General features: G+C 35.3%; 9 protein-coding genes. 5 read left to right on the top strand and 4 right to left on the bottom strand.

Annotated elements, in window-relative coordinates:
• Window positions 1-141 precede the first annotated feature (141 nt).
• Genes G7050_RS07045 through G7050_RS07035 form a run of 3 tightly spaced genes read right to left on the bottom strand, consistent with a single transcriptional unit; the run spans window position 142 to window position 5,005 of the window.
• Window positions 142-1,227: a Wzz/FepE/Etk N-terminal domain-containing protein gene (locus G7050_RS07045; protein ID WP_166113195.1), complete on the bottom strand. Its 1,086-nt coding sequence runs from the start codon at window positions 1,225-1,227 to the stop codon at window positions 142-144.
• A gap of 1 nt (window position 1,228) precedes the next feature.
• On the bottom strand, window positions 1,229-3,640 hold the full coding sequence (locus G7050_RS07040) for an SLBB domain-containing protein (RefSeq protein ID WP_166113193.1): 2,412 nt from the start codon (window positions 3,638-3,640) through the stop codon (window positions 1,229-1,231).
• Between the two features lie 45 nt (window positions 3,641-3,685).
• A complete protein-coding gene (locus G7050_RS07035; protein WP_166113190.1) occupies window positions 3,686-5,005 on the bottom strand; it encodes a UDP-glucose/GDP-mannose dehydrogenase family protein in 1,320 nt (439 codons plus the stop codon).
• 237 nt (window positions 5,006-5,242) lie between these two features.
• Between G7050_RS07035 and G7050_RS07030 the strand changes: the two genes are divergently transcribed.
• From G7050_RS07030 to cysS, 5 genes are all read left to right on the top strand, one after another.
• Window positions 5,243-7,555, top strand: a complete 2,313-nt coding sequence (locus G7050_RS07030; RefSeq protein WP_166113187.1) for a two-component regulator propeller domain-containing protein — start codon at window positions 5,243-5,245, stop codon at window positions 7,553-7,555.
• Between the two features lie 421 nt (window positions 7,556-7,976).
• Window positions 7,977-10,262, top strand: coding sequence for a BamA/TamA family outer membrane protein (locus G7050_RS07025; RefSeq protein WP_166113183.1), 2,286 nt, complete (start codon window positions 7,977-7,979; stop codon window positions 10,260-10,262).
• Window positions 10,263-10,384: 122 nt separating this feature from the next.
• Window positions 10,385-11,860: an IMP dehydrogenase gene (gene guaB / locus G7050_RS07020; protein WP_166113180.1), complete on the top strand. Its 1,476-nt coding sequence runs from the start codon at window positions 10,385-10,387 to the stop codon at window positions 11,858-11,860.
• A gap of 239 nt (window positions 11,861-12,099) precedes the next feature.
• Entirely contained in the window at window positions 12,100-13,638 is a 1,539-nt protein-coding gene (locus tag G7050_RS07015) for a glycosyltransferase family 39 protein (RefSeq protein WP_166113177.1), read from the top strand.
• Between the two features lie 222 nt (window positions 13,639-13,860).
• On the top strand, window positions 13,861-15,336 hold the full coding sequence (cysS, locus tag G7050_RS07010; RefSeq protein WP_166113174.1) for a cysteine--tRNA ligase: 1,476 nt from the start codon (window positions 13,861-13,863) through the stop codon (window positions 15,334-15,336).
• Window positions 15,337-15,461: 125 nt separating this feature from the next.
• Here the strand turns inward: cysS and G7050_RS07005 are convergent, their stop codons facing one another.
• Window positions 15,462-15,788: a hypothetical protein gene (locus tag G7050_RS07005; protein ID WP_166113171.1), complete on the bottom strand. Its 327-nt coding sequence runs from the start codon at window positions 15,786-15,788 to the stop codon at window positions 15,462-15,464.
• Between the last annotated feature and the right edge of the window lie 126 nt (window positions 15,789-15,914).

Below are 15,914 nucleotides of genomic sequence, written 5' to 3'. Positions count from 1 at the left end.
AATTACACATTCCAAGTACACAAAAATCATTATTCTATATACATGAACGGCTTTTGATCTCTTATATTGTTTATATAGAAAGAATCAGTTTCCTAAAGAAAATAACACAGTCACTTTTTACTATTATCAAAATACTATATTTCAATCTTTTATCTCAAAATCATTCTTTAAATATTCTTTTCCTATATACCAGGCACAAATTCCAATAACTGCAAGAAAAGCGAAACCAATAACTATTAATTTTTTATTCGGTTTTATAGGAATCAAAGGCACTGTAGCTGGCTGAATTACAGTATAGACAGGAGTAGTATCTTGTACTTTTACTTTTGCCATCTGTAGCTGGTTAGCCATTTGATTATAAACACTATATGCCAAAGCCGTCTCATTTTGTAATTTCTCTTGATCAACCCTGTAACTAGCTGAAACAACATTTAGGTTTCCATCTAAAAATCTTGCTAATTTTCGTTGTGTTTCTAAATAATCATTTTTGGCTTCTAAATAAAGCTTCTCTGTAAAAAATAAATCTTGGCGAGCTTTTTGGGTTCTATAATTTATTATATAGGACTGTAAATAGGATGTTAACGTATCTGCAATAAATGCAGATATTTGAGGACTCTGCATGGTTGATGATAACGTAATTATCCCGGTCTTTTTATCAACTGTAACAGTAATTCGACTTTTTAAATCATCTAAAATTTCTGTCTGTTCACGAGTCAACTCAAAAGGATTGACCACAGTTAGGTTTTGATCTGGATCTGGAGTTGAAAACAACCCGATTATATTACGTGGTAGTTCTACTATCTTATACCACCAAGGATTCCTCTGGTCATTTTCAATATAAGAATATAAGGTTGTATCTATCTCGCTACCAATATCTTTTACTCTCACATCAAAAAGACCAAGAATAAAAGGGGTAGATTCGACTATATTGGGATATAAATCCGGAGCCATCTGACCCTCAGAAAGAGTACCCTCCCCTAGATTTACACCAGCCATAGCAGCCAAAGCCCCCACCCCCCCCGCACTTGAAGAGGAGTTACCCTCTGGAGCCAAAATTACAGTTGTTGTATATTCTTTAGGAATACTGAACGCAATCACAACACCTACAACTAATCCTACAAGAGAAACTTTTAAAATAAATTTACGCCTTTTCCATAGCTTTTTCCCTAAATCCATTAAATTAACTTCGTTCTCTGAACTCATTTGATTCTCTATATTAGCATCCATATTATTTCATTGTATTAATCAATACACCAATAAGACTAGCCATAGAAACCACACTTGTACTCAAACTAAGGATTTCAGGTAATGATAATTTACGAGCTTGTTCTTTACTCGGGATTATTATCTCACTTCCCGGTTGTATAGCATTTCGATCTCCCCCTTTTACCTTACTAACAGTTCCATTCATATAAATAACAAATGATCTGTTTTTCTTAGCGTTATCGGAGTACCCTCCAGCTTGATTGATATAATATGATAATCTTTCATTATGTTTATAAACAACAGTATTAGGATACATTACCGCACCATTAATTTTAACAGTATTATCATATTCGGGAACAATCAAACGATCCCCTGATCTTAAAACTAAGTCATAATCTGATCCCGGATTCATCAATGCTTTATCCAACTCTATACCAACGCTATACGCATCGGATAAATCTAATGTTTTAACAGAAATGGAGTCTTTTCCTCCCTGATTCGCTACTTTTAACGCAGCTTGAGATCTAAACCTCTCCTCTTCTGATCGCATTCTTATAAGTCTTGCACCTTTTGCATATGCATCAGTAGTAAGATTACCTGCTCTCTTGACAATATCAGATATTCTTTCAGTTTTTCGATTTAAAGCATACGTACCAGGAAATAATAACTCTCCGCTAATAAAAACATTTTGTTGCTCGTGATAACCCGGACTACGTCTCACATATACCTCATCATAAGGTTTTAATACAAAGCCAGGATCTCCGGCAACAATGTATCCATCTTTTAAACTAAAAGTATAATTTTCAGCCAATGTTCTATTTACAGTCTGACTATGAGGATCAATAATTCGACGAGCAATATCAACGCGGACTATAGAAGCCGACTCCAACAAGCCCCCTGCTTGTATTATTAAATCTTCTAAAGTTGTATTATCTGAATATTTATAAGTTCCAGGACGCGCAACCTCTCCATGAACCATAAAGTCTCCAAATTCTTTGAGATCATTAATAGATGGTATATAAAGAATGTCATTTTTTCTCAAGACAATATCATCCCCATTACCGTATAATAGTTCTCTAATATCAACTGATAGTGTTTCCAATGTATAATCTTCTTTTTCTCGAGTTAAAAGAGCTCTATTTAAAAAAGCATCGCCACGAATACCATCTGCTGCTGCAATTAATTGTTTAACAGTAGCTATATTTTTACCAATCTCATAATAACCGCCTCTATATATAGCTCCCTTTATTTCAACCCTATTCTCATAAAGGTCAAGTCCAGCAGCAATAGTGATGGCATCTTTATCTCTTAGAGTAAATCCGGAAAATTCATCCTCGCCTAATGTAAATATTTTACTTTCATTACCAGTTTCTCGAACAACCCTAATGCTCTTTTCATAAGCGTCTCCTGTAAAACCTCCCGCATAAGAAATAATATCTTTAAGGGATTCTTTTGAAGTCATTTCATAAAACATAGGTCGTTTCACTTTTCCAGAGATATTAACAAGGGAGATATAAGGAGGAACAATTATGACATCTCCATCTGTCATTCGGATATCATCATTCATTTTTCCTTCCAATATATACTTATACACATCAAGTGTTCTTAGAAGTTTTCCATTTCTATAAAGTTTTATAGCACGTAGGGATCCTATCTTATTTACCCCTCCTGCTCTATATAACGCATGAAAAACCGAAGACAGAGACGACAAGGCGTAAGTACCTGGAGTAACGACTTCACCCATCACATTTATCTGTATAGTTCTAATTTGTCCCAGAGTTAAATTTATCTGAGTAGAACCGCCTCCATTATCTAAGCCCGAATATATATCACCAAATCTTCTTTTAACATAATCATTTGCCTCCTTTACACTCATTCCATTCAAGAAGAGTGGTCCTAAACGATCAACAGTAATACTTCCTTCTGCAGAAATAACCTGCCTAACAGCCGTCTGCGAAGCACCCCAAATATCAATAACAACTTCATCTCCAGGACCAAGTCGATAATCAATTGGAGTAGGAATATTAATATTAGGATTGAAGGTTAAATTTTTAGCATTAAAAATATTTCTTCCAAAAACAACAATTGTATCAGAATCATCTATAGCAACAGGACTTATATTAGTATTAACCTGATCTAAATCGCCTGGATTCAATTCGTCATCAACACTAACTCTTCTATCACGGCTCAATTCTGCACTACTTTTTGTACTGCTTACTCCTGATGTCTGTTTCTGTTCTTGCTGCTGCTTAATTCTTTCAAGTTGAGCTTTGGTCACCCCTTGTTTCATCAGATTAGTAGCTATAATCTGTTGAGAGGTTCCTTTATCAACTTCCTGCTTAACATAATTAATAATTTGCTCATCTGACATTTGAGCAAACATTATATTGCTGGAGAGTAAAAAAAGAAACAAACAAAAAATAATTTTCTTCATATGGTTCATGTACACATTTAATAGCTTATATGATTATAATTGATTTTATTTTGATCCAATACTTATATACTCAAACCCCATATCACGCAACTCTTTTCCATTATAAATATTTCTTCCATCAATAACTATAGATTTTTTCATAAGCTTTTGTATAACAGACCAAGATGGTAACCTAAATTCATTCCATTCTGTAACTAAAAGTACTGCATCTGCCTCAAGTGTGGCATCATACAAATCTTTTGCATACTCAATATTATTACCAATATGCTTCTTTGTTTCTTCCATAGCTACCGGATCATATGCTCTAACTTTCACTCCTGCATCCAACAATTTATTTATCAAAATCAAAGATGGAGCCTCTCTCATATCGTCTGTTTTAGGTTTAAAAGATAGCCCCCAAAGTGCAATAGTTTTACCCTCTAAATCTCCATTGTAGTATTCAAATAATTTTTCAAATAAAATACCTTTTTGATATTCATTTACTGCTTCAACAGCTTTTAATACTTGCATATTGTAACCATTATCATTTGCAGTCTTAATCAGGGCTTTTACATCTTTAGGAAAACAGCTCCCTCCATAACCACAGCCTGCATACAAGAATTTCTTACCAATTCGATTATCAGAACCAATACCTGATCTAACCATATTTATATCTGCTCCTACGATTTCACACAGATTAGCAATATCATTCATGAAACTGATGCGTGTTGCTAACATGGCATTAGCGGCATATTTTATCATTTCAGCAGAAGGAATATCTGTATAAATCATGCGATAATTATTTATCGTAAAAGGTTTGTATAATCGATCCATAACCTCTTTCGCTCGATCTGATTCAATACCAACCACAACTCTATCTGGTTGCATAAAGTCTACAATAGCAGTCCCTTCCTTCAGAAATTCAGGATTAGATGCTACATCAAAAGCTAAATCCGAAAGCCCTCTTTTGTTTAATTCTTCTTGGATCGTCTGTTTTACGAGTTGTGCTGTTCCAACCGGAACAGTACTTTTAGTTACTACTAGCATATATTTTTTCAACGTTCGACCTATAGTTCGAGCAACTTCGAGAACATACTTCAGATCTGCACTACCATCCTCATCAGGGGGAGTACCTACGGCACTAAAAACAACATCCACATCATCGAGAATTACACTTAAATCTGTTGAAAATCGCAGTCGCCCAGCTTTGTAATTCCGAATAACCATTTCATCTAATCCAGGTTCATAAATAGGAATAATACCATTTTCTAAATTTTTTATTTTATTTGTATCAACATCTATACAATGAACATCTATACCCATTTCAGCGAAACAAGTACCTGTAACTAATCCTACATAGCCAGTTCCTACTATTGCAATTTTCATATATAATTCTTTGAATTTTCTTAAAAAACAAAACAAAAGTATAATATAATAAATAGAAAACAAAGTTTAATAAACATATATCAAGGTTGATATTTAAACGAATATGAGAACTCTGACATCTACTACTAAAGTATTATTTTATCTTTGTCAATTATTTATATTTTAAATCAATAACCTTTAATATTATACAAGGTCATGGTTAATAAACGGATTTACTCCCTTTTTATTATTTTGTGTTTGTTTTTTATTCCTGCTACAGCACAAGAAGCAAATAGATGGGCATCTCAGATATCATATTTAAATGACATCCAAAGCATCGAGCAAAATGGAAATATCATCTATTCCCTTACTGATGGAAAACTTTTCAGCTATAACAATTCAGATGAAAGCATTGAACCATACATAAAAATCGATGGAGGAAATACAGATATAAAACATATTATCTATAGCAGTAAGCACAAGTGTTTGGTTATAACACGCTCTGATGCCAATATTGAATTACTCTATGATGATAAATCCTATGTAAATATCCCCGATTTAAAAAATACAACACAAAATATTGACAAGACAATCAATAAAGTATCCCTTTATGATGACTATGCATATATAGCTACCAACTTTGGGTTTCTGACAATTAATCTCTCAAAGAAAGAAGTCAAAGAATCAGGAGTTTTTAATGTTCCCTTTTACTCTATACTTGCTTATGAAAATAAGTTATACGCAGCCACCAAAGATGGAATTTTATACATTAATCTCACTGATAATGTACAAGACTTTAGCTCTTGGAGTACTCTGGAGGTAAGCATACACTATACTGATCATACAGAAAAAGATAGCACATTTACAGATAGTGAGATTCGAGATATTGTAGCTTTCAAAAACCAGCTCCATTTTTTTGTTCCACAAAAAGGTATTTTCAGAATGGAGAATTCTACGTCCGTAAAAAGTGTATTAAATGGGAATGGAATAAATTCGATGGAATATACAAACAATGATCATTTAATTGTATTGGGAACTAATGTTTTTTGGGACTTTGAGGATATAAATAAAAGTACGAAAATTAATATAGACGAAATAACAAGTATTATACCCAATGCCAATAAATCGGGTGAATATTGGGCATCATCATCAGGGAATAACCTTTCATTAATAAAACTCAATGGAAACAGTTACGAATATATAAAAAGATGGATAGTACCATCAGGGCCTGTCTCGAATTATCCTTTTTCGTTAACTCTTCAAAATCGCCAACTCCTCGTAACCGGAGGAGGTTTTTACCTCGACCGAATGGGTAAACCGGCAAGTATATCGATTTATAAAGATTCGAAATGGACCAACATATATCCGGGTGATATAAGTGGACCAAGTGGATTTATTTCGCAGGATATTGTATATGCCATAAGCGAACCCACTAACCAAAACCATATATTCGCAAGTAGTTGGGGAGAAGGCTTGTATGAATTTGAAGGAACTAAGTTTCAAAACAGATATGATGAATCGAATAGTACTATCGAGCCAATTCCATTACTGAACTACAGGCGTGTAAGCGGAATGGTTTTCGACAAAAGCAACAACTTGTGGTTACTCAACTCTATGGTCGAAAATATAATAAAAGTACGCCTCAAAAGTGGTGAATGGACTCAATTATATTATCCGGAAATTGCAAAGGCTTCTACAAACCCAAAAAACATTGTGATAGACAGATATTCAAACAAATGGGTCACCAGTATTGGCGATGATGCTTATTTGTTCATTTTTAATGACAATGGAACAATAGGCAATACATCTGATGACAAAACCATATATATCAGTAAAACCAGTAACACCCCTTTTGTAGACCAAGACGGAAAAAGACTAACCATATCGGCAATATATGCAATAGCAGAAGATGGGAACGGAAATTTTTGGGTGGGAACCGATATCGGGCCATTTGTAGTAAACAATTACAGCAATATATCTTCAAAAGATGTTCTCTTCCGTAAAATAAAGATAGAAAGAGAATCAGGCTCCAATGCCGTAACAGGACTACTTGAAGGTGTGGTGATAAATGCAATAGCAATAGATGGTGCAAACCGCAAATGGATTGCGACACAAACATCCGGTGTGTATTTAATAAGTGCCGACAATCAGCAAACACTGGAACATTTCACTTTAGACAATAGCCCTCTACCTTCCAATAATGTAATATCTTTGGCTATTGATTCTCATAATGGTACTGTATATATAGGCACAGAAAGAGGACTTATGTCATATGGAGGGGTTGCCACAGAAGGTTCGGAAAATTTTTCCAATGTATATGCTTATCCAAACCCTGTACGTCCTAATTACGAAGGATCTGTTACTGTTACCGGGTTACAAACAAACTCAAGAGTAAAAATAACTGATCTGAAAGGTAATCTTATAAACGAAGGAAGGTCTTTGGGGGGACAATATTCATGGAATATGCAAAACGCGAGAGGTAGGCGTGTTGACAGCGGTATCTATCTGGTATTCGGATCTTCAGAAGATGGATCAGAAGGTGTTGTTACTAAAATAATGGTTGTAAACTAAGTAATTGTCAAATAGATCAGGCTATTCTTCTCTAAACATTAAAAATTGATTTTGCGATATATCATAATACATTGTAAAAGATAATACTTGCAGAAATAGTATAGTCTGTGAAACCTTAAAATTTCATTTCCCAAAAACATAGAGATTCCTTTAGCCGTTATAGAGAGATAAAAGAATCTTTATTAGATAAAATAGTTCAATTTATTACTTTTGTAAATAATAAGTAAAAGAAAATATTTATTATCGTATTTCCGGGAAATAAACCAGAGTTACACGTATACTAATCAAAAGATCTGGATCCCAACTCTTATTTTCAATTAATAAGAATCAAAGATAAATTATCAACTTTTTTGAATTCTGACAATTTTCTATGCGACTTAAAAAAACAATAAATAGGTCAGGAACCTTAATTCGAAAACGAATGAATAAAATCATATATTTCATTTTAGCTATTGTATGTTTATGGTCTTGTAATTCTACAAAGCATATACCCGATGGTAGTTATTTACTAAAAACATATGACATAAAAGCAGATACAAAAGAGATTGATGCAAGCTACTTCGAGAGCTTTATTCGTCAGCAACCGAATAATAAAATCAGGTTAATGATTTACAATATAGCAGGACAAGACACCAGCAAATGGCTTAACCGCATCATTCAAAAAGCAGGACAGGCTCCCATATTATACAATCCGCAACAAACCAAAAACTCGGCAACCCAAGTAGCCAGAGAGCTGAGTAATATGGGCTATTTGAGAGCAGAAGTGGATACGATTCTCAAGGTCAAAGACAAAAAAGTATCGGTCACTTATAACATTCAGAATAAAGGAGTCTATACAATTCGTAATTACGATTACACTATTGATAACGGCACTATTGCCCGAAGCCTTGCTCCTGCCAAAAAATATACGAGTATAAAACCGGGAATCGCTTTTAATCAAATTGATTTAGACGATTCAAGAGATCATCTGACCTCCTACTTAAGGAATATCGGATATTATAAGTTTTCGAAAGAGCTTTTATATTATAAAGCCGATACAACTCTCAACGCTCATAAGGTCGATTTATTCTTATCACTTTATCCACCTAGAGATAGCACTACATTCAAAAAGTTTAAAATAAGAAATGTTAGTATCTTAAGCGGATTTGACCCGATGGCCAAAGGCAACGAAAAATTATTCGCTGAGGTTGATACTGTCAATTATAAAGGAATAAGGATTATTTATGGAAAAAATAAGTTCCTGAGAAAATCAACTCTATATAGAAATAACTCTATCCGTCCAGGAAAAATGTATTCCGATATGGCATTTACTCGCACAACAGGAGCTTTTAATGGTATCGGGGTTGTTAAACAAACAAGTATTCAATTTAATGAGGTAAGCAACCCAAATGACAGCGTACAATATATTGATGCATTAGTAACCATTGCACCGGGAAATACACACTTCTTTCAAACAGAAATACAAGGAACAAACTCTGCGGGAGATTTGGGTATTGCACCAAGTATAAGTTACCAGCATCAAAACCTATTCAATGGGGCAGAAATTCTAAAATTAAAACTAAGAGGAGCTTATGAGTTTATCTCAAATTCGAGTAATCCTGACATGGTTAACCAAAACTTTTACGAATTTGGTTTTGATGCATCACTGGCATTTCCTCAGTTCCTGTTTCCGTGGTTAAAACCTAAATGGAGAGACCTGCCTTCGGCTAGTACCCAAGTATCATTAGGTGTAAATAATCAACATCGACAAGAATATACAAGACAGTTTTTTAATGCAACGTTAACCTACAGATGGACGTCAAAGCAAAATAAGTTTGCCCATACATTCAATCTCTGGGATATAAACTACATCCGTATGCCGTGGGCTTCTCCAGACTTCACAGAACGCTTAAACAATACGAATAATCCTATGCTGAAAGAAAGTTACAAAAACCAACTGATTTCACGTACTACCTATAATATTACTTATACTAATGCCAACAGCAGAACAGGTCGCAGAACACCGCGAAATATATTCAGTATAAGGGCCGGAATAGACGTCAGTGGTCTTTTGCCTCGTTTGGCAACATCTTTCCATAATGCGTCGCGCGATAGCATCTCTGGAGCTAAACAAATATTGGGTATTGCTTATGCTGAATATATTAAAGGAGACATCAGTTTTGCACAAACTCATACCTTAAATTCCAAAAATAAATTAGCATATCATATCGGATTAGGAGTGGCAAATCCTTTTGGAAATTCAAATGTTTTACCATTCGAAACCCGTTATTTTTCAGGGGGAGCAAATAGTGTAAGAGGATGGGCTCCACGTGCCTTGGGTCCCGGTTCGTATGTTGCCGATACTTCCGGAGTGAACGACTTTGTGAATCAGGTGGGTGATATAAAACTGGATATGAACATCGAATACAGAACCAAAGTTTCCGAATATATCGAACTAGCGGGTTTTCTTGATGCCGGTAATATCTGGACTATAAAGAACTACAAGGAGTCTCAGCCCGATGGACAATTCAAATTCAACAAATTTTATAAAGAAATAGCTTTATCCTATGGTGCAGGTATCCGTTTCGATCTGGGATTTTTACTTATCCGTTTCGACTATGGTATCAGAGCCTATGACCCGGGACGTCCGATAAATGACCGTTGGGTTATTTTCAAACCGGCTCTCAACAGGACAGCCTGGCACTTTGCCATCGGGTATCCATTCTAAAAAATTATTTCAATATAAATTATTAAAAAATATACTCTCGCGAAATTTTAATAAAAACTATTAGTTCCAATTAATTTAATATAAGTATATTTGCGTGCAATAAAAATTTAAGGTATAGTCTTATGTCATTTATTGCAGATAAAATAGTTATGGATGGGCTCACTTTCGACGATGTACTGTTGATACCTGCCTACTCCGATGTTCTTCCCCGAAATGTCGACCTCTCGACAAAGTTCTCAAAAAACATAACATTGAATATCCCTTTTGTCTCAGCGGCAATGGATACTGTTACAGAAGCCAAGCTAGCTATTGCTATTGCCCGTGAGGGAGGTATAGGTGTTATTCATAAGAATATGACTATACAAGAACAGGCGAAGCAGGTAAAGTATGTGAAAAGAGCCGAGAACGGAATGATCTCCAATCCCGTAAGTATCGAAAAAGACAAAACCGTAGGAGCTGCTTTAGCTCTGATGGCTGAGTATAAAATCGGAGGAATTCCGGTTGTTGACACGGCCAATAAATTAGTCGGTATTGTAACCAATCGTGATTTACGTTTTCAACGAGATATGAGCAAGTTAATTGCAGATGTAATGACCAGTGAAAACCTGATTACAACCAAACAATCGACTGACCTCGAAGCTGCTGCCGACATACTGCAACATCACAAAATCGAGAAACTCCCTGTGGTGGATGCTCACAATACATTAATAGGACTTATTACATACAAGGATATCACCAAAGCAAAAGATAAACCTTTTGCTTGTAAAGATGAATTTGGTCGTCTTAGAGTAGCAGCCGGTGTGGGTGTCACTCATGATACATTGGAGCGTGTAACTGCTTTAGTAGAAGCTGGAGTAGATGCCATCGTAATTGATACGGCACACGGTCATTCGAAAGGCGTAACCGAAGTATTAAGACTAGTAAAGAAAACATATCCGGATGTAGACGTGGTAGTCGGAAATATAGCCACAGGCGAAGCAGCTAAATATTTAGTTGAAGCCGGAGCCGATGGTGTAAAAGTAGGAATCGGTCCCGGATCAATCTGCACCACACGTGTAGTAGCAGGAGTAGGCGTTCCCCAATTATCAGCAATATATGACGTAGCCAAAGCTCTCGAAGGAACAGGTGTTCCATTAATTGCAGATGGTGGACTTCGCTATTCGGGAGATATAGTAAAAGCGCTTGCTGCCGGAGGATACTCTGTAATGATGGGATCGCTATTAGCCGGAGTTGAAGAGTCACCGGGAGAAACAATCATTTTTAACGGACGTAAATTCAAGTCATATCGCGGCATGGGTTCATTGGAGGCTATGGAGAAAGGTTCTAAAGACCGCTATTTCCAAGATATGGAAGCCGATATAAAGAAACTTGTTCCCGAAGGTATTGCTGCACGCGTACCATTTAAAGGAACGTTATTTGAAGTTGTTTACCAAATGTTAGGCGGATTACGTGCAGGTATGGGATATTGTGGAGCAAAAGACATAAAAACACTTCACAAAGCCAAATTTACCCGCATCACCAATGCCGGTGTTGCAGAGAGTCATCCACATGATGTAGCTATAACAAGTGAAGCTCCAAATTACAGTAGAGGCGAATAAAAAAAGATATAAAGACAGAGAAAAACGGTTTCAATTTAAAATTGAAGCCGTTTTTCGTTTCATATACGTTTAACAATACTATCTTTGCCTATCAAATAGCTTTACTCTAAACTATAGATTTTGATCTGTAGTGCAATAAAAAAATGACAACAAAACTACTTAATCGTATAATTAACTGACACTATTTTATTATGAATTTGGTGAAATATCTAACCTCTTTATTTGAATCTAAAAAGAGGATGACTAGTATTGTTATTACATTAATGGCCCTTTCTTTGTTTATATTCATCGATGCTTTTAACGAATCGTTCGTTTTTGATGAAGCATATACAATGGCAATGATACAACACTCATTTTCCGACATTTGGAATATCACAGCCACCGATGTTCATCCACCACTTTACTACTTCATTTTAAAAATCTTCACAGAAATATTTGGAGATAACCTACTAACATTACGAATATTTTCGGTTTTAGGAATGTTAGCCATTTTTCTCACAGCAATGTTTCCTATACGCAAACACTTTGGAGCCGGAGTATCTCTTCTTTTTATTATTATAGTTAGTCTACTGCCGGTAAGTCAGTATTTAGCAAGTGAAATAAGGATGTACTCATGGAGTATGTTTTTTACGTTGGCTAATGCATTAGCAGCGTACCAAGTCTATAAAAACAATAATGCATTTAATAATATTCTATTACTACTATCGGCACTTTGTGCTTCCTATACGCACTATTACTCGTTAATGGGATCAGCTACTATATTTGGTGTTTTATTACTATTTATGATCGTTACTAAAAAGAAGATTAGAAATCCCTTAATCGTCATTTTTTTGTTCCTTATCGCTTACAGCTTTTGGCTTCCTGAACTTTTCTATCAGATTGGAGCTGTTAATCATAATTACTGGATTACAACACTTACTCCCAAAGATCTTTTATTATTTACTTATTATCTCTTTTCACCGAAAGATCCTACACATCCTTATATGATATTTAACCTGCCGGCTATGTCGGTGGCATTATCAATTATGCTATTACTCATTGCTGCCATTGCCATATTAACGATCAGAGAATATAAAAATCTGAACAAAGCAAAGATAATTACCGCTCTGGTGTTTATCGGATTATTCCTCATTCCCGTTATTTCGGCAGTCATCATATCGTATGCAATGAAACCTATCATGATTCCACGATACATGACATGCTTATTAGGATGTTTGGTTTTAGGTGTATCTATATTACTTTTTGAACTTTACGAGTCCGGAGGCCACAGTGCGAGAACACTTGTATTCGGTAGTTTATTTATGCTATGGATACTTTCGGTTGGACGATTCTTCTCTGAAAGACAGTATATGGCAAAATGCAATGTTGAATATGCTGAATTGCAAAATTATTTTTCAAATAAAAATACCGAAAAAACCGTATTTATTTCACCATTCAGTGCTTGTGGATGGCTAGGGATGCTATCGGTTATGTATCCGAGTAAAGAAAACCTGTTTTTTGTTTATTCCGAACGAAAAACACCTGTCAGCTATAAACCTTTTAATTTGATAGAGGTAAATAAGTTGCCTTCTGATTTTGACTTTCATTATACTCAGGCCTATGACAGTAATCCGATCCAATCAAAAGGTAACCAACATTTTACAAACGGCATAAAAAACGATTATGTAATAGCCGATTCGTTAAATCAAAGGTTGAATCCTCAGAGACTCGAAGGAAGAGTCATTTATCAGATGAGAACAATACACAGAGAAAGAGAAAAACATCGGAACACTCATTAAACATTTAAAGCACTAGACCTATTGATTAGCCTGACAAGGCAAACAATTATAGTTAGTTATAACTTTAAAATGTATCATAATTTATTTTCCGTTACTTATTTGTATTTTTGCAGTACATAATAAGATCATAACCTTATTATTCATTTAGTAAATACGATAACTAAAGGCAGTTACTTTAGAAAATACAGTAATAGATATTCAACATTACTTAATAGTCTGTATATGGAACAAAAGTTCGTGATTTATAACACACTTAAGCGAGAAAAAGAAGTTTTCGAACCACTTCATCCACCTCATGTAGGAATGTATGTATGTGGTCCTACAGTTTATGGCGATGGGCATTTAGGACACACACGCCCTGCGATCACTTTCGATTTATTGTTTCGTTACCTTACTCATATAGGCTATAAAGTACGATATGTACGTAATATTACCGATGTAGGTCATCTCGAAAATGATGCGGACGAAGGAGAAGATAAGATCGCTAAAAAGGCTCGATTAGAACAACTCGAACCGATGGAGGTAGTGCAATATTACACCATTAGGTATCACAAGGCTATGGAAGCATTAAACGTACTGTCTCCATCTATAGAGCCTCATGCCTCGGGACATATTATTGAACAAATTACAACTATTCAGGAAATACTGAACAACGGATATGCTTACGAAAGTAATGGATCAGTGTATTTTGATGTTGTAAAATATAACAAAAAGCATAATTACGGAATCCTTTCGCATCGTAATATCGAAGAAATGCTCAATACAACGCGTGATCTCGATGGACAGGATGAAAAGCGCAGTAAGGTTGACTTTGCTCTTTGGAAAAAAGCATCTCCCGAACATATTATGCGTTGGCCTTCACCCTGGAGTGAGGGGTTTCCGGGCTGGCATATCGAATGTTCTTCGATGAGCATGAAATATCTGGGTACCGAATTTGATATACATGGCGGTGGATTAGATCTTATGTTCCCTCATCATGAATGCGAAATAGCTCAAAATACAGCAGCCGAAAATAAGCAAGTGGTAAAATACTGGATGCACAACAATATGATTACCATAGGCGGTCAGAAAATGGGCAAATCGCTTGGTAATTTTATCACATTGAATGAGTTCTTTACCGGCTCACATAAATTGCTTTCGCAAGCGTTTTCACCAATGACTGTTCGTTTTTTCATTTTGCAGGCACATTATCGCAGTACTGTCGATTTCAGTAATGATGCTCTATTGGCTTCCGAAAAAGGATTAAACAGATTACTCGATGCATACGCACGAATTGATAAGGTTCCGATATCCGAAACTTCATCTGTTGACATAGCTTCTATAAGACAGAAGTGCTACGATGCTCTTAATGATGATTTAAATTCGGCGATAACAATATCCTACCTATTTGATGTGGCTACCACCATAAACTCGGCAATAGGTGGAACAGCTGCCCTTACTCAAGGTGATATAGATGAAGTTAAGGCTTTATTTGATATCTTTTTATTCGAAATTCTCGGTATTAAAAACGAGGCCAGCTCGAATGAAAATGGACTGGAGACTTTCTCTAAGGCTATTGATTTATTACTTCAAATACGGGCAGAGGCTAAAGCCAATAAAGACTGGGCAACTTCTGATAAAATTCGTGATGAATTAAACAAAATCGGATTTGATATAAAAGACGGCAAAGACGGTGCCGAATGGAAACTGAAATCGTAATATATCAGATTTTAATTTAATAGAGATAACCATCTATCGCGGTTTTACTAGCCAAAGCAATAAGTAATTCTGCGAACTTAATAATAAATAAAAACGGCTTAGTTACGTAACTAAGCCGTTTTTATTTATCCTTTTACAACATCTCCATTCTCATCAAAAACCAGACTCCTGTAATAAGACCTGTAAGCATTTCCCCCATAAGCTATTTTGAGATAATAATAACCATTGCCTTTTCTTTTAGATATTACAATCTCATAATCAGAATAATGCTTTTTCAAGTAGCGTGTAATTGAAGAAGGAAGATCTTCGGATGTTACATTTCCTTTATAATACCCTCTCTTGTATCTCCTACCCTGAGTTTGTTCCAAGGTATTATCTGCAACAAAAGTGCTACTTGCATATGTCGTAGCAAAGCCGGTTATTAATAAACCGATTAAAAGTATTTTTCTCATATCTAAAAATTAATTGTTTAGTTAGTGTGATATCTCAATTCAACGGATAAATATACATTCGTAATTCTGAAGAGAATCTGTAGCTACTATTTAGATAGAAATTAAAACATATTTCACCCTCAATTA

Origin of the sequence: Dysgonomonas sp. HDW5A (assembly GCF_011299555.1) — a bacterium.
GTDB lineage: Bacteria > Bacteroidota > Bacteroidia > Bacteroidales > Dysgonomonadaceae > Dysgonomonas_A.
Note: the sequence above shows the minus strand (reverse complement) of the source record. Positions and strands in the feature narration are given on the sequence as shown.